The sequence below is a fragment of the Streptomyces sp. STAM6 genome, assembly GCF_054963715.1.
In genome coordinates this window covers 211,425-235,194 of record NZ_JBUEFZ010000005.1, presented here as the reverse complement: position 1 = coordinate 235,194, position 23,770 = coordinate 211,425, and the positions used below count along the sequence as shown (strand labels likewise).

The window sequence follows — 23,770 nt, the reverse complement described above, 5'->3', positions numbered from 1 at the left end:
GCCCGTCAGGTCCCGATGGGTGTCTCGGAACGGGGACGGCCCGGGACATCCACGACGCGCTTCTGCGAGACCGTCCCGAGGAGCGAGTGACGCTGCTCGTCGAACGCGATCACCCGAAGGTACGCGCGCTGTACGAGAACTGGGGTGACGAATGGTTCGGCGAGGTTCTGCCCTTCCCCGACGCGCCCCTGTACGACGCGACGGTGCTCAGGCTGCGACGCGCCCCTCGGTCACGCCCCACGGGCGGCGCCGTCTGATCGGGATGCCGCGCTGAGCCGCTGTACGACCTCGCCCCGTCCTCGACACACCGGGCGAACGGACCCGCAGCCGTTCGCGTGCTTGAGCGTCCAGACGGATCCTGACGACGGAGCTCGGCAAGCTGCCCGACGCGATGGGCGGCACCGGCTGAGGGCGGTTGCCGTACGTGGCTGCTGTACGGCCCGGCAACGCAAGAGGCCCCGGATCTCTCCGGGGCCTCTCATCTGTGTGCACTCGGCAGGATTCGAACCTGCAACCTTCTGATCCGTAGCTCTAGCCGGATCGGTCAGCTGGGGTCATACCGGCCGCTGCGGGGCCGGGAAGGGCGCTACCGGGCGGGGTCGGTTGCTGGGGTTGCGGTACTTCGCTGCTGTACAAGCCGACCGACACGAAGGCCACCACCACGCCTTGGCGCCGACACTCCTTCAAAACTCTTCATTCAACACGGCGCACGGGGACGCCCATCTCGTGCAACACCTCGGTCAGGGAGAGGTGACCGCTTGAGAAGGTCTCCGTTTCACGGCGACTTGCCTCAATGGAGTGCCGCCTCCCGAAGATGTCGGTGACCACGAGCCTGTATGCATCGATGGACATGCTGCCGCTCGCTCCCACCGCCAGGAAGCGCCGGTTATCCAGATGGAAGACGAGGAGTCCCACCATGGGTGCCCCATGTTCAACCTTGCTTTCCAGCAAGGCCGTCACATGCTCTTGAGTGACCCGGAAAGCCCATTTGCCACTATTCCCATCAGTTATGGAAATCTCAGCCAATTCGCTCACTTGGTAGCGGGCAAGACGCCCGGCCGCGTACCACTCACCGGCGATCCTCACCTCCAACGCGGCACCGACAGGGTGAACCGGGTGAGTTGACCGGTTGGTGAGTATTACGTGCACGCCAATGAGCGTGAACTCGCCTTCATTTGCTGAGCCTTGCCAGGCTCCAACAACCCGACCGGCAAGCATCGGTCGAGGGCGAAGGGCCCGCCAAGCGGCGGCGGTGGACCCTACCGACAAAACGGCCGCGACCACTGCCACGATCAAACTTGCTAACTCCAAAATTCCTCCTTGATCTGCGAGCTCACCAGGGTCGGCATCTCAATCTTCCCCGGCCGCAATCCCGACGGATCAAGCCATGGCACGGATAGGCGATGGAGAGGGTTGCGGCGCCCGGTGTGGTTTGAGCTAGACCAGTGAGCTCCAAGGCCATGGAGCACCCGCCCACACATACGAAGAGTGGCCATCACGTTCAAGGCTCGCGCCAGCCCGACGCACCTGCTCCCCGTCACGAGGCCTCATCAGCGACCGATGGAGACCTCATAGACGATCTCGCATAGCGCCGCCGGCACGACGATGTCCGCAGTCTCTACAGGCTGCCCCCGATCGCTGTAGTACGTCCGCCGGATGTGCGTCACAAGGGCGGCCTTCTGGATCCCGAGCAGCGAGGCCTCCTCGGCGGTCGCCTGCCGCGGTTCCGGCTGCTCCACGGCATGGCTCACCGTGACGCCGATCTCGGCCATCCGGTTCACGACGCCCGCCCCGGCATGCGGCCCACCCTCGGGGAGGACGACGAGGGTGCCGGCAGTGAGGTCGTACGGCTCCCAGCTCGTCGACAACTGCACGGGGCGGCCGTCAGCAAGGAACTCGTACACGGTGCGGACGCAGAGGTCCCCCTCGGCGATGCCGAGCCGCGCAGCGATCTCCGCCGGCGCGGGCACCTTGGCATCGGTCCGGCTCTCCCAGCCACCGTTCCGCCCCACGGCCTTCATGTCCGCGCGGAACGGCGACCCGTCGGGCTGCTCACGCGCCGCGGACCGAACCATCCGCACCCGCTGCCGGGGCTCGGCCACATACGTACCTGACCCGGCCCGGCCCTCCAGAACACCCTGGGAGATCAGCAGCTCCTGGGCCCGACGGACCACGTTCTCGCCCACGCCGCACTCCTGCGCGATCTGGGCGCGGGACGGGAGCCGGTCTCCGGGCGTCCACTCGTGCTCCGTGATCCGCCGCCGGAGTTCGTCGGCGATGCGGAGATAGGGCGGCTGCTCAGGCATATGGAAAATCTAGTCCACTAGCTCTAATCTAGTTAACTAGCTTCACTCAAAGTGATCGCCGGTGACGGAGGCTGCCCTGTGCCTGCTCCAGAAGTAAGCGCGGAGGCCATCGCCGCACGGTTGTCCGCCATCGGACTCACCACCCGCGTGCTGGAACACACCAGACACACGTCGATCGAAGCGGAGGTACCGGAATCCCTCCCCGCCGAGACATGGCGGGAGGTCCTGGGAGTCGTGGCACAGGCGGACCACTTCGGTCTCCTCGCCACCAGCCTGGGCGGCCGAACCCTATGGGCCGCCGTGAACAAAGCGGTCCTCGCGACGGGCGATGTCCGGGGACCTGGCCATCAGCGATAGGAGCTGATCAGCGTGTTCAACCGTATCCGCCGCGCCATCACACGCACCAGGGAGCGGTACTCCCGAAAGCCCCGGCAGCGCAGCGTCTTAACGCCCACCCACATCCCCAACGGGACGACGCCGCCCCTGAGGCATCACCGATACCACGCGGAGGACTTCCCCCCGGGCGAGGACTTCCTCCCAGGCGAGGAGACCGCCCTCGTCCGCCCGTACGTCCTAACCCACGAGCAGCGCACGCGCCAACACTCGGCACCGCTCCCGCACCACTCCCTCGCCCACACCTGCTTCACGCCGGCGGAGGCTTACTGATGACGAGCCCCTCCCCGGCAGCGGCCGCCCCCTACCGATCCAGCTCGTGCCGGATCGGCACCCACCACAAGTGCGCGCACTCCTCCCCGGCAACGGCACCGGTCGACGTCCCCGTCGTCTACGAGGCGTGCGCCTGCCCCTGCCACACGGCGGCCACTCGCACGGGGACGACCTCATGACGAGCTGGGCCCCCAGCGGCGCTCTGGCCACCGGCGGCCAGCCCTGCCGGGTAGCCGGCCTCCGCCAACTCCCCAGCGGCGCCGAGCGCCTCCTCTTCGAGTCGGGCGAGCTCCTGACCATGCACACCCGGTCCCGGCACTTCGCCGTACGGGTACTCAGAAGGTGGTGAGCCAGCCCGTGCCGTCCCTCCGATACACGATCGCCGCCGACCTCCGAGCTCAGATCACCACCGGCCGTCTCAAGCTCGACGAACGCCTCCCCGCAGAATCCCAGCTCGCCACCCACTACAAGGTCAGCACCCCGACCCTCCGCAACGCCCTCGCGCTCCTCCAGGCCGAAGGTCTGATCGAGAAGATCCACGGCAAGGGCAACTTCGTCCGTCGCCCTCTCCGCAGAATCACCTACGTCGGCGGCTGCCTCACCCCCACCGAGGACCTGCACGTCACAGTCCGCACGACCAAGGTCCGAGCACGAGGTGACCTGATCCGCCTGCTCAAGGTGCCGTCGCGCACCCCGTTGACCGAGTTCCTCTACCTCAGCCAACTGGGAGAGATCCCATACGGCCTGGCCCGCGTCTACGTCCCACGCGGCCTGACGCCGGCCGAACCACCGTGGCACCGCCCAGAACCGGTGGATTCCCGAGAGAAGGTCAGCGCCCGCCTCCCCACCCCAGAGGAAGCCTCAGCCCTCCGGATCAGCTCGACACTTGCCGTCCTCGCGATCACTCGCGTGTCGACCGACCCCACCGGCCGCGTCGTCGAAGCAGCTCTCTTGGTCCTCCCGGGCGACCGAGCCGACGCACTCTTCACCACCCATCACACGACCGACGAGAAAGGACCGGCAGGATGCCGCCCCACAACGAACTCCGCCTCCTCCCATGGTCAGGCCCGGACGGCAAGCCCTGCTACCTGAGCACCGACGACACCAACAGCCACCTCAGCCGCCTGGCCGACACCACCGAGTCGATCCAGCTAGGCCTGGCAACCGATCTCGTGGCACACGCGCTGGAAGCCCTCAGCGACAAGGAGACGGAGCCGGAAGAACTTCGAGACCTGACCGCTGACCTGGTCGGAGCCCTACGGGACACTCTCCGCGTAGCAACAAGCCGCGGCCACCGCCTGTCGACACTGGAGCCCTCCGCTCCGGGAGGTGACGACAGCCCTCGCTTGCCGGCGGCAGCCTTCGGCTAGCACTGAAGACCCAATCGGCAACAGAAGGGCCCCGGGGCTACCCCGGGGCCCTTGGCGTGGCGGGTGCTCGCGCACACGGCTCCGGAGGCCCCATGCGTCTCGCGCGTTTCAGCAGGTTAGGGCGCAGTAGACCACCTCTGGTGGCTCACTCGTCCACGAATAGGCCACGCTTGGGTGGTGCCTGTCGCTACCGCCCGTCGACGAGAACGCTCCACCCCTCGGGAAGTCGAGGTTCACTCCCGGGTGGAAGGATCTCGTGGACGCTGTAGCGACCTTTGTCCTCCCCTGTATCCCAGTCATCGAGAGTCTTGCTTAGCGACGAGATGAAGGGGTCGCCGACGTTGTTCCAAAGGAGGAGGGGATCCAGCTCCCCATCGCCCGTGTGAGCGTACGGACCGGTGTCGGTGAAGCGGCCCCAGCCAACGATGTGGGCAATGATCAACACCTTGCCCTTGGCGTCGGCGATGGCAGTACGCCACCCGAACGGCGCGGGGGAGAAGTTGGATAAGTCCCTCGCGGTCTCTGACATGCCAGCGAGCATCCCAGCTATCAACGCCTACCAACAGAGGGCAAGGCTGGGTAGCCCACGCCGCACAGCTCATCCAGTGTCTGACTGCCCCGCCGGCCCGTTCCAGCATGAGGCAGGGCCAACGGCGGGCTTCAGGCGCTAGGGGCCTGACCTGAAGCGAAGCTCGCAACCACACGGGCTTCTGACACAACTATTGATCACCTAGCCGGGGGTGCACACACCGGGCGGGAGGTGGTCCTAGAAGCTCTAACGAATCTAGCTCGCCTCGTAAAATGCCGCGGCGACCCTATCCTGTTCGGCATAGTCGTCGTATGCAACGGATTCGGGTGGAGGAGCAGTGGGTGAGTGCCTGTCTTCGGGCAGCGCTGCCCGGTGTCGTGATCCTCGCTCACGACGACGGCAGCCACCCGGGGATGCATGACCTTGATCTACTGCGAGACGGACAGAGATTCGCAGCCATGGAAGTCACTGCTGCCGCAGATGCGGAATTGATCGAACTGTGGAAGGCCATGACCCGCGGTGGTCGCTGGATTGATGGCAGTCTGGCTGGCGGGTGGATCGTTCAACTGCTGCCGACTGCCCGAGCGAAGAGGGTGCGCGCCCAGCTACCGCCGCTGCTTGCCGAGTTGGAACAGCTTCAGGTTCGGGCACTGAGCGAGGTGTACGGACCAACTGATGACCTCGTCGACCGAGCGGAAGAGCTAGGCGTCGTTTCTGCGTACCAGTCCGCTGGCACTGACTTCGCCGGCAGCATCTACTGCACCGTAAGCCTGCCTGAAGAGAGAGCCGGCGGCTGGATTGCCGATACGGGTGACGCCTTTGCTCATTGGGTGAGTCGCTGGCTAGCTGAGCCACATCAAGCTGACAACCTCGGGAAGTTGCGCCGCTCGGGTGCTGATGAGAGGCACCTGTTCTTGCTCATCCCAGGGTTCACGACGGCGCCCTTCGATGCTTTCGACCCGCTGATGAGAGCAGGTGGACCGCTCCCGACGACGTCCCCCGTACTGCCGGACGACATCACGCATCTTTGGGCAATGAGTACGTGGACCAGCGGGGATGGCTTTGCATGGGCCCCTGACGCCGGATGGTCCCGCTTTCGCAAGATCGTGTGAGCGGGGAGCCCCGCCACTTAGCTGCAGCTTGAACTGAACTGCTCTGCGAGCGCCTTCCATGATATGTCTCCGAGCCGTACGTTCTTCGGATCGTCAAGAGGCACGAACCGTGAGAATTGGAAACTTATCAATCAGCACCTTATCGAAATAGAGCACGAAATCTCGCGACACTGTGGCCGACTTAACCGCCACCTCAGGTGACAGGGAAATGATCCTTCCGTTAACCCTCGCGGCCAGAACCCGAGCGTACTGCTCCTTCAGTCGAAACAGATCCTTGAACTTGCTGATTTGCAAATCGGTGAGACGGCCATCGCCGTGGACAATGCTATTCCTAAGGGAGATGACGGCATCAAAATCTTGTGCAGCTCGGTCACCGGCTACATTAATGCCGAAGGCGCTGGATAGCCATTTGCGCCTAGCCTCCCATGTCCTGTAAATCGAGTCCTCTACCTCTGAATGCAACACGCGAGCTAGCGGGAAAGACATGGCGGCATCGCTTGTGAACAGGCTTTTAAGGACCTTGTCCACATGCGCTTCGACCAGGGTGGCGCACGAAACCACTGCAGCGCGAATGCTGTCTTGATCTGAGTCAGCGTATGGTGTTGTGCCTAGCATGCTGATTCGACGCAGGACCCCCTCGCCGCTTTCGGTAAGTTGCCACGCATTCAATTCAGCTCACCCCAGGCGAATGCTTCCTTATTCAGGGCTCTTGCACTAGTTACTGCTTTTGTAAGTGAGGAGTTAAGGCTTCCTTGGCGGCCCATTGCCGCCGCGATCGCGTGCTCCGAGATTCCTGTACACTCTTTCAAGAGTTCAACGGTCATGTCATCAGTCAGCACCCCGAACTTGGCTGATGTCCATGCAGCTTCCGCTCTTACTATTTCATGGCGATCGCTGCACTGGGCTTTCGCCCAATTGAGAACCCAATCGCAGTCTACGGAGCTACCGCGCGGAAGTCGTCCGGCCACATGTAGGAGCCAAATGCGACCCCATGGTCCGATCCTGCCGGCTGCGATTATCTGCCGCACGAGAGACCAGTTCTGCTCTGTCTCAGGAAAAGAGTCCATGCGGTTGAGGATGTACTTGCACACTCGCTCCAATCGCACCGGCTCCCTGAAGACTAGATTTGTGAAGACCTCCGAATCGATGCGCTGCTCGTCTTTCTGTAGCGCCGTGATAGCAAGTGGCAGCATGCGGCGGAGCTCTGCCGCCTTGTAGGTTTCCATGTCTGGCTGACGGCCTATGCTGGAGGCCTTCCAATCGGCGATGATGCGCCGCATGGACTCCTTTAGTGCCTTCTCGTCGTCTGGTGGAATTTCGATAACTTCGACGTCGTCGTAATCCCGCTGCACCAGTTGAGTAAGCGTAAGCCGGGCTTTAGCGCTGTCGAAGTACCTTTTCTCAAGGGCACTTTTTGTCTTGACTCGTGCCCTGTGCACGTCTGCCCGTATGATCACTGTCTTGTCGGATGACAGAATGAGCCCCAGCTCGCGTGCGTACTCGGCTGCGTACTCGATCACCTCGTTGGCCATTTCCCAGTTATCGGCTCTGATGCGAAAATCATCCGCATAGCGCATAACGGGAAGCTTATGGCGCAATAGTTGACGTTCCAGCACACTCAAGTAGAGGTCGGCCAGCCGGTCGCTTGGGGTCGAAAGTTGTGGAAGGCCTCGCCCGTTGAAGGAACATCGCTTGAGGAAAGAATGCACCGCGTCGGCCTTGCCGTGGTCCATCGTGCGCATGAGTAGTTCTCGATACAGAATCTGGTGATCGATAAATTCGTAGCATGCGGCGATGTCGATGTCGACTACGTAGTCAGTCGGCGACTCTTCGGCGAATCTTGCGTAGGCACCCCAATTCCCCTCGCTTCGACTGTCCGGCTCTAGCTGCTTTTCGATGGAGTCAACTAGCGCGACATACAAGCATCTGGCTGCCACGTCTGGAATAACGATGGGCCTGTGGCCAAACTTCTTCTTCGGCATAGTGATGGTCTCTACCGAAATGTTGGTACTTGGTAGTAGCGCAATTTCTGTGAGACCTGCCAGGGTCGCCTGTGAGTTCGCCAGGGATCGATCGGTAACAAGATTCGGCAGACGGTCAAGTGGCTTCGCCAGCACGGCCTTTACCGCTTTGGGGATGTTCAACTGGAGATCTTTGTCTGCCACGGTTCCGCCGCCTGCCGTTCATAGGGATGCTGAATCATGATGTCAGGGCAGAGGGGGCCCGTCACCGGTTTTTACAGGACGCCACGAGGTCGGCGGAGCGGGTTTGGCCGGTGGCCTGCCCGGTTTGGGGCCGAGCATGATCAGGGGGCCGTACGCTGGTTGGCAACTCGGGCAGGCTTTGGACCCTGCCCGTAATGAGCACGAGTGGCCCCCTGGTCTTGCTCGGCGCGGGACCCGGATCGGGGAGGTGGCTAAAGCCGTGGAGCCGACCGGCCCCAGCCCCGGCCTGGTATTTCGCCCCCTTTGTGGGCGCGGGCGGACGACGACGCGGGGCCCCCGGTGGCGGAGACATGGAGGGGGCAGCGCGGCGGCGGCCGACCGGCGCCGCCGCGCCTTGGCGCGGCACCTCAGATCTCTGATCTGACTGCCTTTGCAGTTCAGGAGGCCGGGAACACAGACGCGTCCCCGTGTCTACGAGTGCTCATCCCCTCGGCCTCAGCCAGCCAGTAGCGCGCGTAGCGCGCCTTGATGAAGTAGAGAAACTTTCACCGCGCCTGGATCAGGCGCTTGCCGTCATGGCTTCGGACATGAGGCCCGTCCTCGTCCAGCGCATCAAGCAGCCGGACCGCGTAGACCTCGGCCATCCGCTCGGCAACCTCGTCGGGCGTGAGCCAGGCAACTGCCGTCGACTCGACCGAGGTTCGCTCAACGCCGCCTGACGGCTTGCACCGGAACACCAGGGCAACGATGCCTCGCGTCGTGTTCTTGTAGACGCCGGTCAGCTCGTCCACCTCAACCCGGATCCCGGTCTCTTCCCAGACCTCGCGGGCTACGCCCTCCTCCGGTGCCTCGGTGAGTTCAAGGACTCCGCCCGGCAGCTCCCACCTTCCGTTGTCCGCACGGCGGATCGCCAGGAGTCGCCCGTCCTCGCGCACGACTGCGCCCGCGACGGACACGGAGTGCAGTGGCGTTGACTGGGTCTCCCGGGCGCTGTTACTCATGTACAGGAGCATAGGAGAGTGAGAAGGACTATGGGAACAGCCGTAGGAGGTGGGAGGGCCGTACCTCGGTACGTTCAGATCGCCGAGGAGATCGTTCAGCAGATCCGGGCCGGTGTCCTCAAGCCTGGTGACCTGGTGCCGAGTGAGTCTGAGCTGGTGGAACGCTATGGCGTTTCCGGCGGGACGATCCGCAAGGCCATGGTGGAGGTCCGGGCCAGTGGGCTCGTGGACACGCGCCACGGCAAGGGATCGATTGTGAAGGACCGGCCGCCCGTGCGGCTGCGCTCTTCGGATCGCTTTCGGGCATCGCACCGCCGCGGTGGCAAGGCCGCCTACCTCGCCGAGTCGGCCCAGTCCGGTGCGACGGCCAAGGTGAGCGTCCTCTACATCGGCCCGATGGAGGCCCCCAAGGAGATCGCCGAACGGCTCGACGTTCCTGCCGGCACTCAAGTGCTCGCCCGGCGTCGCCTCTACTTCCGCAACGGCGTCCCAGTCGAGACCGCCACGTCGTACCTGCCGTGGGACGTGGTCAAGGACATCCCCGAACTGTTCTCTGAGAACCCTGGACCCGGCGGCATCTACGCCCGTCTGGAAGACACCGGCCACACCTTCGCCGAGTTCATCGAGACGCTGACAGCGCGCCCGGCCGTGAAAGCTGAAGCGTCCGAACTGGCGCTGAGCCCCGGGGCACCGGTCGTTCACCTGCTTCGGAACGCGGTCACCGAAGAGGGCCGCGTGGTGGAGGTCTGCGACACGCTTATGGCCGCCGACCAGTTCGTTTTCGAGTACCGCATCCCAGCATCGGACTGACGCCCACTCAACTCCTCACAACCCGCCGCGATTTCTTCGTCGCGGCGGGTTGACTCATGTACATGAGTCAGGCACTCTTCTTCATGTCACTCATATACATGAGTGACGGAGTCCAGCACTTCTAGAGGAGTGATCTAGTGCGTCAGATCCCCGTCGACACCTCCGCCGCCTCCGTGATGGTGGCCCAGCCCCCGCAGCCGAAGATCAAGGATCGCCGCACCGGTGAGGTCGCGACCGACGCCGAGACTGGCGGAAACCTCATGACCGTGAGCGTGATGTTCGCGGCCAACGACACCGTGGAACTCCTGCCCGTGACCGTTCCCGAGACCGGCATCTCGGGTGATCTGACGATGGGCACCCCGGTCGCCCTCACCGGCCTGATCGCCCGGCCTTGGGAGCGGGACGGTCGTCACGGGATCGCCTTCCGCGCCGTCGCCGTCACGTCCCTGACGGCCGGTGCCACAAAGCCCAAGGCGGCCTGATCATGTCGTGGCTGGCCGCACTCCTGGCGCTGGTCGTCGTCACCGCGGGCCTTCTGCGGTGGCGGCGCCCCGCCTGGTACTGGCTGACCTTCGGGGTCACCTTCGCCATGCTGCGCGTCCTGGTCCGCTACGGCTCGGTCATGGACGCCTGCGGGCTCACCGTCCCGCCGCCGCGCTGGCGACTCGCCGTCGCCCGGATGGCCAATCGCCCGGCTCCCCAGCCGCGTGCGCCGCGCATCCTGAGGCTCCGCCCGACTCGGACCGGTCTGGTGTTACGGCTAGGACTCCGCCCCGGTCAGGACGCCTTCGATGTGGCGGCCTCCTGTGACCGGCTTCGGCACTCGTTCGCGATGTACGGCGTCACCTCGCGTGAGATCCGCTCCGGCGTGGTCGAGCTACGGATGACCGGCTACAACGTCCTCGCCCGGGTGCAGATGCCCGCCAAGGTCGACACTGCCCCGATGCGGGTCCCGGTCGCCCTGCGCGAGGACGGTACGGTTCACTACCGCGACTACCGCACCACCCCGCACGCCCTGACCGTCGGCGCCACGAAGTCCGGCAAGTCCGTCTACCAGCGCAATCTGGTCGCCGGACTCGCCACGCAGGACGTCGCCTTGGTCGGCATCGACTGCAAGCAAGGTGTGGAGCTCTTCCCGCTGGCACGCCGGTTCTCCGCCCTGGCGGACAACCCCGACACCGCCGCCGAACTCCTCGACGCACTCGTCACGCACATGGAGGGCATCTACCAACTGATCCGCGCTGAACAGCGCATCACCGCAGACGTACCGGACGCTGAGATCGCGGCCGACATCTGGGACTTGCCCGACCGCCTGCGCCCGACTCCGATCGTCCTGCTCGTGGACGAGGTCGCCGAACTCGCCCTGTTCGCAACCAAGGACGAGGAGAAGCGGCGGGACCGCATCATCACCGCGCTCGCCCGTCTCGCCCAGCTTGGCCGCGCCGCCGGCATCTATCTGGAGATCTGCGGGCAGCGCTTCGGCTCCGAACTCGGCAAGGGCATTACGATGCTCCGCGCCCAGCTCACCGGTCGTACAGCGCACCGCGTCAACGACGAATCCTCCGCCAACATGGCGTTCGGCGATGTCGCCCCGGATGCCGTACTGGCCGCGATCAACATCCCCACTGAGGCACCCGGCCTCGCCGTCACCGCCGACTCCTCCGGCGGCTGGGCCCGCATCCGCACCCCGCACACCTCAATGCGCCAGGCCGTGAACGCCTGCAACCGGCACGCCCACCGCACCCCGGACCTGCCCGCGCTCGCCGCCTTCCGCCCTGAGCTGCCGCCCACGGTCTCGCTGGTCAAGATCCCGGCCCCGACCGAGGCACCTGCCTCCGCCTGATCCCCCGCACCCGGTCGGCGCGACCTCCTCGCGCCAGGTCCCTACCCCAGCCATGCCAAAACGCCCTGCAAAGGAGGTGAAGACATGACCCGCAAGCTGCGCATCGACGCCGTCCTTGTGCAAGCGGTGATCGCCGGGGCCCTGTCCTTCGCCCACCTGCACGACCTCGCCGCCGCTGCCGGACAGACCGGATGGAAGGCATGGGCCTACCCCGTTTCGGTCGACCTGCTCCTGGTCGCCGCCTGGCGACGACTGCGCAACGACGGCCCGTCACGGCTCGCCTGGTGCTGGTTCCTGATCGCCCTGGTCGCCTCGCTCGGCGCGAACGTCGCCACCGCCGGATTCCTCGACCTGGCTCACCCGCCCGCCTGGCTGCGCTTCGGCATCGCCGGATGGCCCGCGCTCGCCTTCCTAGGCGGCACGCTGCTCGCTCACTCACCGGCCGCGGCCGACCGTGAGCCCGAGACCGAGCTGGAGCCGGTCGAAGTAGTGCCCGCCGAACCCTCACCCGTGGCTGAAGCGGTGCCCGTCACCGAGCCGGAGCCTGCCCCGGCCCTGCCCCCGGCCGATCCCACAACCGCCCTGGCTCCGCCGGTCCCGGCCGCGCTGGTCGACCACGCCCGCAAGGTCGCCGACGACTACCACTCCCGCACCGGCACCCCGATCGACACCGACACCCTGCGCGCCCGCCTCGGCGTCCCGGCCCCGATGGCCAACGCCATCGCCGCTCAACTCGCCCGACCTGGAAGGGAGAAAGCCCGTGACCCGTGATCCGGCCGACCTGACCGCCGCCGACTACCTCGACGGCGCCCGCGAGATGACCGCCGCTGACCGGCCCTACCTCGCCCACCTGCTCGCCGAGGAAGCCGCCCAGCGCACCACCGACCCGGCCACCGCCGCCGGTATCCGCGCCGCCTACCCCGACCCGACGACCAGCCGAACGGAGAGCGACTGACATGCCCGCCCGCGACCACTTCCACTCCGTCATGCGGATCGGACCCGTGCAGATCGGCACCCACCGTGACCGGAACGGCCGGACCAAGCACGCCGCCGTGTGCACCAACGACCGCTGCGGCTGGTCCGCCGACTACTCCAGCCAGTCGGCCGCCCAACTCGCCGCACGTACCCACCGCTGCCGCATCGCGGACTGATCGGAGATCACTGCCATGGATGTTCCCCTCTGGCTCGCCCTGATCGTCGTCGGCGCCCTCGGCATCAAGCTCATCCGCCCGCCCTGGTGGCTCGTCGCCGTGCTCCTCCTCGGCGGCTACCTCCTCACCGACAGCCTGCTCGCCCCCGCCATCGACACCGCCGTCAAGTAGAGCTCCACAGATGGGAGATCACTCCATGTTCCGCCCGAAAATCCCCACCATGCCGACACCGACCGGCATCGCCACCCCGCCCACCGTCGAGCCGACCGCCATCGTCCAGCACGCCCCGGCCCCGGCTCCTGTCGCCCCGACGGCGCCGGCCCGGCAATCGGTGCAGCTCACCCCCGGTGCCCTGGTCGCTCTCGTAGGCGGCGGTGCCGCCGTCGTGCTCCTCGTCGGCGCCGTCCTGATCTCGATGCTCCTCGCGGTCGCCGTCACCGCCGCCTCGGTCGCGGTCTGCGCCGTCGTGCTCCGCTCCCTGCTCACCGCCGAGACCAAGCGCCGCTGACCGGCCCCGGGGCGGTCTCAACCGCCAAGTCTTGCCCGCCCCGGGAGCCGTGCCCCTGCCCGAACCAACTGATCCGGAAGGAACACCCATCATGACCGACCGCATCACCGCCCCAGCGCGGGTCTGCTCGAACTGCGACGGCTTCCCCACCCGCCCCGCCCGCTGCACGCTCCCCGCCCTCACCGGGGTGAGCGCGTGAGCGACACCGCCACTCCGGCGGGCCTGGACCCGACCACCCTGGAGGACATCCTGAGGGTGGCCGGATCCCCCGGCTTCGACCGCTGGCAGGACCAGGTACGCCGCACCGGTGGCTGTTCCGACCCGATCCACCTGACCGGCTGGACCCTCGCCAAAGACCGCGTGAGCGGCGAGACTCTGCGCCGCTACTCGACCGACACCGAACCGGACGGACGGCTCCGCGTCGCCTGCGGCAACCGCCGCGCCTCCCGCTGTCCGTCCTGCGCCTACACCTACGCCGGGGACACCTACCACCTGATCCGGGCAGGGCTCGCCGGGGACGAATCCAAGGACATCCCCGCCTCCGTGCGCGACCACCCGCGTGTCTTCGTCACCCTGACCGCGCCCTCGTTCGGCCCAGTCCACAACCGGCCCGACCGTGGTGCCTGCCGTTGCGGTGCTCGCCACGCCGAGGACGATCCGGCCCTCGGCACCGCGCTCGACCCGGACAAGTACGACTACGCCGGGACAGTGCTCTTCAACAACCACGCTGGACAACTCTGGGACCGCTTCGCCAAACGGCTGCGCCGTGAACTCGCCGCCCGTTCCGGGCTCTCGCAGCGCGAACTCAAAGACGTGCTCCGGGTCTCGTACGGCAAGGTCGCCGAGTTCCAGAAGCGCGGAGCGATCCACTTCCACGCAGTGATTCGCCTTGACGGACCGGACGGCCCCGACTCCCCGCCGCCCGCCTGGGCCACCGTTGACCGGCTCACCGACTCGATCCGCGCTGCGGTCGCGCACTCGTACACGTCGATCACGGTCCCGGCCGCCGGTGACCAGCCGTGCCGGCCTTTCCGCTGGGGCCAACAGCTCGACATCCGGCCCGTCCGCGCCTTCGACGACGGCTCCGACATCACCGAGCAGGCGGTCGCCTCCTACGTCGCCAAGTACGCCACCAAAGCGGCTGAGTCGACCGGCAGCCTCGACCGCCGCATCGGGAATCGGGAAGTCCTCGACCTTCTCGACGTGCCCGATCACCCCCGGCGGCTCATCGAGGCATGCCTTGACCTGGCCCCGCTCTACCCCGACCGCAAGCTCGCGGCCTGGGCGCACATGCTCGGCTTCCGCGGCCACTTCTCCACCAAGTCCCGCCGCTACTCCACCACCCTCGGCGCTCTCCGCCAGATCCGCGCCGACTACCGCGCCGCCCAGGAGCAAAGCGCGCTCGGCGACCCGGACACCGTGCTCGTCCTCGCCTCCTGGCAGTACGCCGGACACGGCCACACTCCCGGCGAATCCGCACTCGCCGCCAGCATCGCCCGCGACATCCAGCTCAACCGCGAAACCGCCCGTGAAGCCCTGCAAGACCAACTCGCCCTGGAAGGAGTCACCGCATGACCACCACCGTGATCGAGCGGAAGTGGCACACCGTCGCCGAAGTCGCCGAGATGCTCGGCTTCGGGCTGTCCAAGACCAAGATGCTCGTGCTCACCGGGGAGATCCGCTCCGTGAAGGTCGGCCGCAACCGCCGCATCCTCCCGGCCTGGGTCGACGAGTACGTCCAGCACGTCACCGCTGACGCGGAAGGGCAGGCGGCATGAGCAGCAAGCGCGGCAACGGTGAGGGCTCCATCTACCCGTACAAGAACGGTTACGCCGCATATGTGTGGGTCACCAAGCCCGACGGCACGCGGGCCCGGAAGTACGCCTACGGCAAGACCCGCGAGGAGGTCCACGAGAAGTGGCTGAACCTCCACGCGGAGGCGAAGAAGGGGCCCGTCGCCACTCGACATCGGACGGTCGCCGCCTTCCTCTCGTACTGGCTCGACTCGATCGTTAAGCCCAACCTCGCCCCGCTCTCGTACGTGTCGTACGAGGGGTACGTCCGGCTCTACATCGCCCCGCACCTCGGCGCTAAGCGGCTGGACAAGCTCACCGTCCGAGACGTGCGCGAGTGGCTAACCAAGCTGGCAACCGCCTGCCAGTGCTGCGCCCAGGGCAAGGACGCCAAACGGGCTCCCAACCTCCGAAAGTGCTGCGCGCTTGGCGACTGCTGCGAATCCTTCCCGTCCCGGCGCGTGATCCAGGGTTCCCGGGACGCGCTGCGGGCCGCTCTCACCCATGCGGTCGCAGAGGAGGAGATCAGTAAGAACGTCGCCTCCCTGGTGAAGGTCCCCAAGCCGCGCCGCCGCCGGATCAAGCCGTGGTCTGTCGCTGAAGCGGGCCGGTTCCTCACCGACGCCGCCGCCCGCGATGACCATCTCTTCGCAGCCTGGGTGCTCGTGCTGTGCCTCGGGCTCCGCCGGGGTGAGGTCCTGGGCCTGACGTGGAAGTCCGTCGACTTCGAGACCGGCGAGCTGTACGTGGATCACCAGATCCAGCGCGCCGGGCGCCAGCTCCTCCACCGCGAGACCAAGACCGAGGACTCGGACGACTTCCTGCCCCTGCCGGCGCTCTGCCTCAAGGCCCTACGGATGCGCCGGGCCCGGCAGCTCGGCGACCGGAAAGCCGCGGGGGACCTCTGGCAGGACAGTCACGACCTGATCTTCACCACGAAGTACGGAACCCCGATCGAGCCAGGGAACCTCACCCGGATGTTCGCCCTGCGCGCCCACCGTGCCGGCCTTCGAGTGATCCCGCTGCGGAACACCCGGCACACCTGCAGCTCGCTCCTGGTCGCCCTCAAGGTCCACCCGAAGGTGGCGCAGCGCATCCTCCGCCACTCGCAGATCGCGATGACGATGGAGGTCTACGCCGAAGCCAGTGAGGAAGAGGTCAGGAAGGCAATCGGAAAGCTGTCCGAAGCGATGGGCGGCACCGGCTGAGGGCGGTTGCTGTACTTCGCTGCTGTACGGCCCAAACACCAGAGGCCCCGGACTCATCGCCCGGGGCCTCTGGCCTGCTGTGCACTCGGCAGGATTCGAACCTGCAACCTTCTGATCCGTAGTCAGATGCTCTATCCGTTAAGCTACGAGTGCTTGTGCTTCCCGGGCTTTTCTGCCCGGTCGGCGTTGCGGGAACAACATTACATGACCTGCGCCGTCACGCGAAATCCATTAAGCAAACCGCCTCTGACCTGCACAAACACCGCCCGACGAAGATCGCCGCGCTTGCCGTGGCCCTGCCCGGGACGGGAACACGTGTCCCCGGGGCGGGGTCGGGAACGACATCCGGACGGCCCCCGGGAACGGCCGAAGCCCCGGCCGTGGGGCCGGGGCTTCGGTTCTGCGGAGGCGGAGGGATTTGAACCCTCGATGGGCTTTAAGACCCAAACCGCATTAGCAGTGCGGCGCCATAGACCGGACTAGGCGACGCCTCCAGGTACACCCGCGCGGGCGCGAGTGGTGCGTGCAGATGATGACACAGCCACAGGGGGTGTCACCAATCGCTCCCCACGGTACTAGGCGGGCGGGCCGCAGGGCAAAGCCTCTCCGGTTGCGCAACGCCGGGGGCGGTGCAGCGTTAGAGAGGTTGGGGATGCCCCGGGCGTCCCCACGGATCCGTACCCCAGGAGTTCGTATGCTGCGCCGTCTCGTCCTCACCGCCGCCACCGCCGCGTCCCTCGCCGCGCTCGGCGCCACCGCTCCCGTCGCCGCGGCCGGGGGGCCCGCGCCGCTGCCGCTGCCGCTGCTGGCGGGGCCCGACCGGCTGACCGTGACCGTGGAAGGCTCCGGGACCCCCCAGGGCGACGGAACGTTCGACCTGGAGTGCGGCACCCGGGCGAGCGGCACCCACCCGAAGGCCCAGGCCGCCTGCGACCGGCTGGCCGAGCTGGCCCGGGAAGGGAAGGACCCGTTCGTACCCGTCGGCAAGGACCAGATGTGCACCCACATCCACGGCGGCGACGCCACCGCGCGCGTCACGGGCACCTGGCAGGGGCGGAACGTCGACGCCCACTTCAACCGGACCAACGGCTGCGAGATCTCCCGCTGGGACAACCTCAGGTATGTGCTGCCCAAGGCCGGCTCATGGCGGTGAAAAAGTGCCGGAGGCGTACGCCGCGCGCACACAACCTTGGTGAGAGCTCCCCCGCATCCGCCGCCCCACCCGCATTGCCTGCCTTTAGACTCCCTTCAGTGACAGGCCTCGGCCCGAGGGGCAGGATGGGGTCGGCCGTCCGCAAGTGGCAGTAGGTCAGTGGGAGGAAGCGTCGTCGTGAGCAGCAGGCCATCCCGAGGCGCTGCTCGCCTCGCAGCCATACTCGACGCGCTGCCGGACGGGCTCGTACTCGTCAATTGCAACGGCACCGTCGTCAACGCCAACACCATCGCCCTGGAGATGTTCGAGACGCCGGGGACGGCGCTCGTCGGGCGCGGTCTGCTCGATCTGCTGCCCGCCTTCGACTCCCGGCTGATCCCTGGTTCCATGCGCCGACCCGAGGCCGCCGACGAGCGCGGACGCACCAAACCCACCCGGATGATCGCCCGCAGGACCGACGGCGGCGAGTTCCCGGTCGAGGTGACCAGCGCGAGCCTGGAGGACGGGCGCGAGGCGTACGACTCGTACGGAACGGGCGGAAACACCTACACCGGCGACGAGCTGCTGATGCTCGTGGTGCGCGATCTGTCCGGGACCCTGGACACCGAGGCCGAACTGGCCCGCTCCCAGCGCCAGACCGAGATGATCCTGCGCGCCGCGGCCGAAGGCGTCGTCGGCACGGACACCGAGGGACGCGTCGTCCTGGTCAACCCGGCCGCCGCGCAGATACTGGGCTGGCGCGCCAGCGACCTGGGCGGCAAGGAGCTGCACGCCCTGATGCTGCACTCCCGGGCGGACGGGGAGCCCTTCCCGTACGACGAGTCGCCGCTGGCGGACACCCTGCGGTCGGGGCGCAAGCACCGGGTGCGCGGGCAGGTCGTGTGGGCCAAGGACGGTTCCCCGGTGCCGGTCGATCTGACGACCGCGCCGGTGCGGGACGGGGACCAGCTCGTCGGGGCGGTGATGACGTTCACCGACCGGCGCCCGTACGAGGAGCTGGTGAAGAAGCACGAGGCGGAGCTCGCCGAGATCGAGGAGCGGCACGCCGCCGAGCTGGCCGACTGGAGCGAGCGGCACTCCGTCGAGGTCGAGAAGCACGAGGAGCGGCACGCCGAGCGCGAGGAGCGGTTCGCGGAGCTCGCCGCCCGGCACGCGCAGCTGACCGCCGTGCTGGGCGACTCGCTGCGGGGTCCGCTGGAGGAGCTGCGCGCCGAGCTGAGCACGCTGGCCTCCGACCCGGCGGGGCAGCTGTGGCCCGAGGCGAACCAGGTGCTGCACCATCTGGCGGCCGGGTACGCCCGCATGACGACGCTCGTCGACAACGTCCTGGGATTCCAGCGGCTCGACGTCGGCACCGAGCGGCTGGCCAAGGAGAACGTGCTGCTCGACGGGGTCGTCGCGGCCGGTGTCGAGGGCGCGGTGGAGCTGATCGGACCCGGCCGGGTGCAGTTCGCGGTGCACGCCCCGCCGATAGAGGCCGAGGTGGACGGTGTCCGGCTGTCGACCGCCCTCGCGCATCTGATCGCCGATGTCGCCGGGGTCGACTCGACCGGCAAGGCCCGGGTCGTCCCGGGCGCCGGGTACGTCGACTCGACGATCGTGGTGGCCGCGGCCCAGCGCGGTGACGTCGTACGCATCGAGGTGCGCGGGCCGTTCGCCGGGGGTGACCCGGTGCACGAGCCGATCGTGCGCGGGATCGTCCGGGCGCACGGCGGTGTGCTGCAGACGCACGAGGTGCCCGGGACGAGCGGCAGCGCGTACGTCCTGGAGGTACCGCTCGGTGAAGGCGCGGGCACGGTGCAGCCGCCCGCGGCGCGGCCGGAGACGCCCACGGGCCCGGCGGCGTTGGGACCGGCTGCCCCGGAGCAGGCAGCCGCCGGTCCCGCCGCCGCGGGGGCCGGCCCGGCCGCCGTCGCGGTGCCCGCTCAGCAGGCCGGTGACACTTCGGGCGGCGGGACGTCCGGTGGCGGGCGGCGGCGAGCGCGGCGCGCCTCGACGGACGCCTTCCTGGAGAGCCCGGTCCGGGCGGAGGACCCGGTGGCCGCCGAGCCGACCGGGCGGCGGCGCGCGCGTACCGCCGACGACACCGCAGCGCAGCGCATCCCGGCGCAGGACACCGGCGGCGAGCCCGTCGGCGCGGGGACGGGCACCGGGCGGCGGCGCGGCCGGCCGAGCCCGGCCGAGGGTGCGGTCGTGACGGCCGCCGAAAGCGCACAGGGCCGCGCGGCCCTCGGGAACACGGTGCCGCCGCAGGGCGTCCCGGCCGACGCGGTGCCCGTCCCGGCCGCGGGGCGCCGGGCGCGGCGGAGTGCCGAAGGCGCGCTTCCGGCGCTGCCCGCGGCGCCGTCCGCCGACGCGGCACCCGCAGGCTCGGCACCGGTGGGCCCGGCGCCCGCCGCCGCACAGGCACCCGCCGCACAGGCACACGCCGTAGCACCGGCACCCGCCGCCGCGCAGGCGCCCGCCGCCACACAGGCCTCCGATGCCCCGGCCGTTGTCGAGCCGGGTCCGCCGCAGCCCGAGCCGACCGGGCGCCGGGCCCGCCGGGCGCTCGCGAACGCGCAGGAGCGGACCGCTCCGGCCGAGGCCCCGCGCACGGCCTTCGCCCTGCCGCCCGCCGACGCGGATCGCCGCCCCGACGACGCGGGGCGCCACGACGCCGTACGGACGGAGCCGGCCGACGACCACACGCCGCCGCAGCCGCACCCTGTGCCGGCCCCGACGGGCCGCCGCCGGGCCGTCAAGGACGGCGGTGCCGCGGCCACCGGATCCGTGCCTCCGGCCGGCGCCGTGCCCAGCGGCGCCATGCCGAACGGCGCCATGCCCGACGGCGCCGTGCCCAACGGCCTCGCGACGGGCGGTGCCGCTCCGGCCGGTGCCGCGACGAACACCGGCTCCGGCTCCGTACCGCTGCCCCCCGAAGTGGTGGCCGCCCAGGACCCGGCCGCCGTGTCCGCGCCGGTGCCGGCCGCCGCGGCGCCCGCGTCCCGGCCGCCGCACCCCGCCGCGCAGCCGCTGCCCGCCGAGGCCCCGGGGTCACAGGCACCGGCGTCACACGCAGCCGCGCCGCGGCCGGCGGCCCCCCAGGCACCCGCCCCACAGGCGCCCGTCACCCGGGCACCGGCCGCGCAGGCTCCGGCCGCCCCGCAGCCGACCGCGGTGGAGGGGCAGGACCCGTCCACCACCTCGCAGGGGCGCGCGTTCAGCGTGCGGACCCTCGGCCAGGGCGTGCCCTTCGCCCAGCAGATCGGCCAGCAAGCCGGTCAGCCGGGCGGCGTCCCTGTCGTGAACGGCCAGGCGCAGCCGGCCGTGTCGGGTTCCGGGCGGCGCCGCAAGCTGGCGACGCCCCCGGACGGTGAGCGTGTCCCCGCGGCGGAGACCGCCGCCGCCCGGCCCCACCCGCAGGCCCAGCCCGTGCCGCCGCAGCCGCAGCCCCTCCTGTCCCCGCAGTCGGAGGGCCGGGCCTACGCCATAGGGGCGCCGGACGAGGACGCGGCCGAGGGGCCGGAGCCGCTGGACGGCCCGGGCGGCGCGGTCGAGGTGGCCAACCAGCCACCGCCCCGTCCCGTCGACGACGAGCTGCCCCCGGAGCCGCTGGACAACCCGCGCCGGCTGCTGGTCTGGCCCGCGCCGGACGTCTCCACACAGCAGGCGCTGAGCGACCGCGGCTACCGCCCGGTGATCGTCCACTCCCGCGAGGAGGTCGACGCGCAGATCGCCGCCTTCCCGGCCGCGCTGTTCGTGGACCCGCTGACCGGCCCCATCACGCGCACGGCGCTGCAGTCGCTGCGGCAGGCGGCGGTCGCCGCCGAGGTGCCGGTGCTGCTGGCGGCCGGACTCGGGCAGGCGACGCGCGAGGCGGCGTACGGCGCCGACCCCGCCGTACTGCTGAAGGCGCTGGCCCCCCGGGACAGTGAGCAGCACCCTTCCCGGGTGCTGCTCATCGAGGAGCAGGAGGAGATCGCGCTCGCGCTGACGGCGACGCTGGAGCGGCGCGGTATGCAGGTCGCGCGGGCGGCGACGGACAGCGAGGCGGTCACGCTGGCCGCTCAGATGCGCCCGAACCTGGTCGTCATGGACCTCATGCAGGTGCGCCGCCGGCGCGCCGGGATCATCGACTGGCTGCGGGCGAACGGCCGGCTGAACCGGACTCCGCTGGTCGTCTACACCTCGGCGAGCCTCAACCAGGAGGAGCTGCCCAAGCTGTCGTCCGGTGAGACGGTGCTGTTCCTTGCGGAGCGGTCGACGAGCGCCGAGGTGCAGTCGCGGATCGTGGACCTGCTCGCGAAGATCGGTACGAACTGACGGCAGGGTGCCCGGCGACCGCCGGGCACCCTGCCGTGGTGCGGGAGAAGGCCGCGGCCTACGAGAGCCGCGTGACCTCCAGCTCGCCGTCGCCGTACTGCCGGCGGATCACCTTCTTGTCGAACTTGCCCACGCTGGTCTTCGGCACGGCCGGGACGACCGCCCACCTCTCGGGGAGCTGCCACTTGGCGATCGACTCGCCGAGGAACGCGCGCAGCGCCTCGTAGTCGGCGGTCGCGCCCTCCTTGAGGACGACGGTGGCGAGCGGGCGCTCGCCCCACTTCTCGTCGGGGACGGCGACGACGGCCGCCTCGGCGACCTCCGGGTGTGCCATCAGGGCGTTCTCCAGCTCGACGCTGGAAATCCACTCACCGCCCGACTTGATGACGTCCTTGGCGCGGTCGGTGAGGGTGAGGAAGCCGTCCGGGCTGATCACGCCGACGTCGCCGGTCTTCAGCCAGCCGTCGGGGGTGAACTTGTCCTCGGGCCGGAGGGGTTCGCCCGCCGCTCCGCCGTAGTACGCGCCCGCGATCCACGGGCCGCGCACCTCCAGCTCGCCCGCCGACTCGCCGTCCCAGGGCAGGATGTCGCCGCCGGGGCCGGTCAGCCGGGCCTCGACGCCCACGGGGAAGCGGCCCTGGGTGATCCGGTAGCCGAACTCCGCCTCGGTGCCCACGGCGTGGGCGGGCGGCCTGGCGATCGTGCCGAGCGGCGACGTCTCCGTCATGCCCCAGGCGTGGCAGACCCGCATGCCGAGCTCGTCGAAGGCCTTCATCAGCGACGGCGGACAGGCGGCGCCGCCGATGGTGACCTGGGTGAGCGAGCTGACGTCACGCGGCTTCGCCGTGAGCTCGGCGAGCAGGCCCTGCCAGATGGTGGGGACGGCCGCGGCGTGCGTGGGGCGCTCGCTCTCGATCATCTCGGCGAGCGGGGCGGGCTGCAGGAAGCGGTCCGGCATCAGCATGTTCACGCCGGACATCAGCGTGGCGTGCGGCAGGCCCCAGGCGTTCACATGGAACTGCGGAACCACGACGAGGCTGGTGTCCGCGTCCGTCAGGCCCATCGACTCCGCCATGTTGACCTGCATGGAGTGCAGGTAGATCGAACGGTGCGAGTAGACGATGCCCTTCGGGTCACCGGTGGTGCCGGAGGTGTAGCACATGGCCGCGGCGGTGTTCTCCGCCAGATCCGGCCAGTCATAGGTGTCCGGCTTCCCCGCCAGCAGCTCCTCGTACTCGTGCACCTGCGCCTGGGCGCCCTCCAGCAGCGAGCGGTCGCCGGGGCCGGAGACCACGACGTGCTCGACCGTCGGCAGGTGGGGGAGCAGCGGTGCGAGCAGCGGCAGCAGCGAGCCGTTGACGATGACCACGCGGTCGGCGGCGTGGTTGACGATGAAGACCAGTTGTTCGGCGGGTAGCCGCAGATTCAGGGTGTGCAGGACCGCGCCCATGCTGGGGATGGCGAAGTACGCCTCCACATGCTCGGCGTTGTTCCACATGAGGGTCGCCACGCGCTCGTCGCCGGTGACGCCGAGGTCGTCGCGGAGGGCGTGCGCCAGCCGGGCGGCCCTCTCACCGATCTCGCGGTAACTGCGGCGGTGCGGCTCGCTCTCCCCGGTCCACGTCGTGACCTGCGACGATCCATGGATAGTCATCCCGTGCTTCAGGATGCGGGTCACGGTCAGCGGTACGTCCTGCATGGTGCTCAGCACGGCGTCCTCCCGGTGGGCGCTACGTGGCAGTAAGGGTGTGCAGATTCTGCGCACATACCAAGCGGTATGTCACTACCCGGGATTACATCCGCTCGCATCGATTCGCTCGACCCGCCACCGGATCGCCACCCGGACCGGC

The 23,770-nt window shown here is 68.6% G+C and carries 25 protein-coding genes and 2 tRNA genes; 18 read left to right on the top strand and 9 right to left on the bottom strand.

Going from position 1 to position 23,770, the window contains the following annotated elements; translation table 11 throughout:
- Window positions 1-86: 86 nt before the first annotated feature.
- A complete protein-coding gene (locus ACY34K_RS09690) occupies window positions 87-257 on the top strand; it encodes a hypothetical protein (RefSeq protein WP_462745731.1) in 171 nt (56 codons plus the stop codon).
- Window positions 258-693: 436 nt separating this feature from the next.
- On the opposite strand, the gene ACY34K_RS09685 is transcribed toward ACY34K_RS09690, so the two are convergent.
- A complete protein-coding gene (locus ACY34K_RS09685) occupies window positions 694-1,149 on the bottom strand; it encodes a hypothetical protein (RefSeq protein WP_462745730.1) in 456 nt (151 codons plus the stop codon).
- Window positions 1,150-1,550: 401 nt separating this feature from the next.
- Entirely contained in the window at window positions 1,551-2,306 is a 756-nt protein-coding gene (locus ACY34K_RS09680) for a GntR family transcriptional regulator (RefSeq protein WP_462745728.1), read from the bottom strand.
- A gap of 78 nt (window positions 2,307-2,384) precedes the next feature.
- Here ACY34K_RS09680 and ACY34K_RS09675 point away from each other — a divergent pair, with 78 nt between their 5' ends.
- The 3 genes from ACY34K_RS09675 to ACY34K_RS09665 all read left to right on the top strand — a co-directional run bounded on the left by ACY34K_RS09675 (window position 2,385) and on the right by ACY34K_RS09665 (window position 4,064).
- Window positions 2,385-2,663 carry a hypothetical protein gene (locus tag ACY34K_RS09675; RefSeq protein WP_462745727.1) on the top strand — a complete coding sequence of 93 codons (279 nt, stop codon included), beginning with the start codon at window positions 2,385-2,387 and terminating at the stop codon, window positions 2,661-2,663.
- 484 nt (window positions 2,664-3,147) lie between these two features.
- A complete protein-coding gene (locus ACY34K_RS09670; RefSeq protein ID WP_462745726.1) occupies window positions 3,148-3,321 on the top strand; it encodes a hypothetical protein in 174 nt (57 codons plus the stop codon).
- An 8-nt stretch (window positions 3,322-3,329) separates the two neighbouring features.
- A complete protein-coding gene (locus tag ACY34K_RS09665) occupies window positions 3,330-4,064 on the top strand; it encodes a GntR family transcriptional regulator (protein ID WP_462745725.1) in 735 nt (244 codons plus the stop codon).
- Between the two features lie 465 nt (window positions 4,065-4,529).
- Here the strand turns inward: ACY34K_RS09665 and ACY34K_RS09660 are convergent, their stop codons facing one another.
- Window positions 4,530-4,871, bottom strand: a complete 342-nt coding sequence (locus ACY34K_RS09660; protein WP_462745724.1) for a hypothetical protein — start codon at window positions 4,869-4,871, stop codon at window positions 4,530-4,532.
- A gap of 311 nt (window positions 4,872-5,182) precedes the next feature.
- Here ACY34K_RS09660 and ACY34K_RS09655 point away from each other — a divergent pair, with 311 nt between their 5' ends.
- Complete coding sequence (locus ACY34K_RS09655; RefSeq protein WP_462745723.1) at window positions 5,183-5,983, top strand: hypothetical protein; 801 nt, start codon at window positions 5,183-5,185, stop codon at window positions 5,981-5,983.
- Window positions 5,984-6,076: 93 nt separating this feature from the next.
- On the opposite strand, the gene ACY34K_RS09650 is transcribed toward ACY34K_RS09655, so the two are convergent.
- The 3 genes from ACY34K_RS09650 to ACY34K_RS09640 all read right to left on the bottom strand — a co-directional run bounded on the left by ACY34K_RS09650 (window position 6,077) and on the right by ACY34K_RS09640 (window position 9,161).
- Window positions 6,077-6,511, bottom strand: coding sequence for a hypothetical protein (locus ACY34K_RS09650; protein WP_462745722.1), 435 nt, complete (start codon window positions 6,509-6,511; stop codon window positions 6,077-6,079).
- A gap of 137 nt (window positions 6,512-6,648) precedes the next feature.
- A complete protein-coding gene (locus ACY34K_RS09645; RefSeq protein WP_462745721.1) occupies window positions 6,649-8,148 on the bottom strand; it encodes a reverse transcriptase domain-containing protein in 1,500 nt (499 codons plus the stop codon).
- A gap of 545 nt (window positions 8,149-8,693) precedes the next feature.
- Entirely contained in the window at window positions 8,694-9,161 is a 468-nt protein-coding gene (locus ACY34K_RS09640) for an NUDIX hydrolase (RefSeq protein ID WP_462745720.1), read from the bottom strand.
- An 18-nt stretch (window positions 9,162-9,179) separates the two neighbouring features.
- On the opposite strand from ACY34K_RS09640, the gene ACY34K_RS09635 reads away from it, so the two are divergent.
- From ACY34K_RS09635 to ACY34K_RS09585, 11 genes are all read left to right on the top strand, one after another.
- Window positions 9,180-9,959, top strand: coding sequence for a GntR family transcriptional regulator (locus tag ACY34K_RS09635; protein ID WP_462745719.1), 780 nt, complete (start codon window positions 9,180-9,182; stop codon window positions 9,957-9,959).
- Window positions 9,960-10,096: 137 nt separating this feature from the next.
- Window positions 10,097-10,441, top strand: coding sequence for an SCO3933 family regulatory protein (locus ACY34K_RS09630; RefSeq protein WP_462745718.1), 345 nt, complete (start codon window positions 10,097-10,099; stop codon window positions 10,439-10,441).
- A 2-nt stretch (window positions 10,442-10,443) separates the two neighbouring features.
- Window positions 10,444-11,802, top strand: a complete 1,359-nt coding sequence (locus tag ACY34K_RS09625; RefSeq protein ID WP_462745717.1) for an FtsK/SpoIIIE domain-containing protein — start codon at window positions 10,444-10,446, stop codon at window positions 11,800-11,802.
- An 84-nt stretch (window positions 11,803-11,886) separates the two neighbouring features.
- On the top strand, window positions 11,887-12,573 hold the full coding sequence (locus ACY34K_RS09620; RefSeq protein ID WP_462745716.1) for a DUF2637 domain-containing protein: 687 nt from the start codon (window positions 11,887-11,889) through the stop codon (window positions 12,571-12,573).
- Window positions 12,563-12,757 carry a hypothetical protein gene (locus ACY34K_RS09615; protein WP_462745715.1) on the top strand — a complete coding sequence of 65 codons (195 nt, stop codon included), beginning with the start codon at window positions 12,563-12,565 and terminating at the stop codon, window positions 12,755-12,757. The genes ACY34K_RS09620 and ACY34K_RS09615 overlap by 11 nt, the downstream gene beginning before the upstream one ends.
- Window position 12,758: 1 nt before the next feature.
- Window positions 12,759-12,953, top strand: a complete 195-nt coding sequence (locus ACY34K_RS09610; RefSeq protein ID WP_462745714.1) for a mobile element transfer protein — start codon at window positions 12,759-12,761, stop codon at window positions 12,951-12,953.
- 15 nt (window positions 12,954-12,968) lie between these two features.
- Window positions 12,969-13,124, top strand: coding sequence for a hypothetical protein (locus ACY34K_RS09605; RefSeq protein ID WP_462745713.1), 156 nt, complete (start codon window positions 12,969-12,971; stop codon window positions 13,122-13,124).
- A 25-nt stretch (window positions 13,125-13,149) separates the two neighbouring features.
- Complete coding sequence (locus ACY34K_RS09600) at window positions 13,150-13,461, top strand: SpdD-like protein (RefSeq protein ID WP_462745712.1); 312 nt, start codon at window positions 13,150-13,152, stop codon at window positions 13,459-13,461.
- Between the two features lie 195 nt (window positions 13,462-13,656).
- Window positions 13,657-15,036, top strand: a complete 1,380-nt coding sequence (repSA, locus tag ACY34K_RS09595) for a replication initiator protein RepSA (protein ID WP_462745711.1) — start codon at window positions 13,657-13,659, stop codon at window positions 15,034-15,036.
- Window positions 15,033-15,239: an excisionase family DNA-binding protein gene (locus tag ACY34K_RS09590; protein WP_462745710.1), complete on the top strand. Its 207-nt coding sequence runs from the start codon at window positions 15,033-15,035 to the stop codon at window positions 15,237-15,239. The genes repSA and ACY34K_RS09590 overlap by 4 nt, the downstream gene beginning before the upstream one ends.
- Window positions 15,236-16,462, top strand: coding sequence for a site-specific integrase (locus ACY34K_RS09585; RefSeq protein ID WP_462745709.1), 1,227 nt, complete (start codon window positions 15,236-15,238; stop codon window positions 16,460-16,462). Before ACY34K_RS09590 ends, ACY34K_RS09585 begins: the two co-directional genes overlap by 4 nt.
- Before the next feature lie 80 nt (window positions 16,463-16,542).
- Here the strand turns inward: ACY34K_RS09585 and ACY34K_RS09580 are convergent.
- Window positions 16,543-16,615 (bottom strand) — tRNA-Arg (locus ACY34K_RS09580).
- Window positions 16,616-16,865: 250 nt separating this feature from the next.
- A tRNA-Ser gene (locus ACY34K_RS09575) sits at window positions 16,866-16,956 on the bottom strand.
- A 200-nt stretch (window positions 16,957-17,156) separates the two neighbouring features.
- On the opposite strand from ACY34K_RS09575, the gene ACY34K_RS09570 reads away from it, so the two are divergent.
- Both ACY34K_RS09570 and ACY34K_RS09565 read left to right on the top strand, forming a co-directional pair.
- Window positions 17,157-17,615, top strand: coding sequence for an SSI family serine proteinase inhibitor (locus ACY34K_RS09570; protein WP_462745708.1), 459 nt, complete (start codon window positions 17,157-17,159; stop codon window positions 17,613-17,615).
- A 177-nt stretch (window positions 17,616-17,792) separates the two neighbouring features.
- Window positions 17,793-21,920 carry a PAS domain-containing protein gene (locus ACY34K_RS09565; protein ID WP_462745706.1) on the top strand — a complete coding sequence of 1,376 codons (4,128 nt, stop codon included), beginning with the start codon at window positions 17,793-17,795 and terminating at the stop codon, window positions 21,918-21,920.
- A 58-nt stretch (window positions 21,921-21,978) separates the two neighbouring features.
- Here the strand turns inward: ACY34K_RS09565 and ACY34K_RS09560 are convergent, their stop codons facing one another.
- Window positions 21,979-23,631 (bottom strand): long-chain fatty acid--CoA ligase, encoded by a 1,653-nt coding sequence (locus tag ACY34K_RS09560; RefSeq protein WP_462745705.1) that lies wholly within the window; start codon window positions 23,629-23,631, stop codon window positions 21,979-21,981.
- Window positions 23,632-23,770 lie beyond the last annotated feature (139 nt).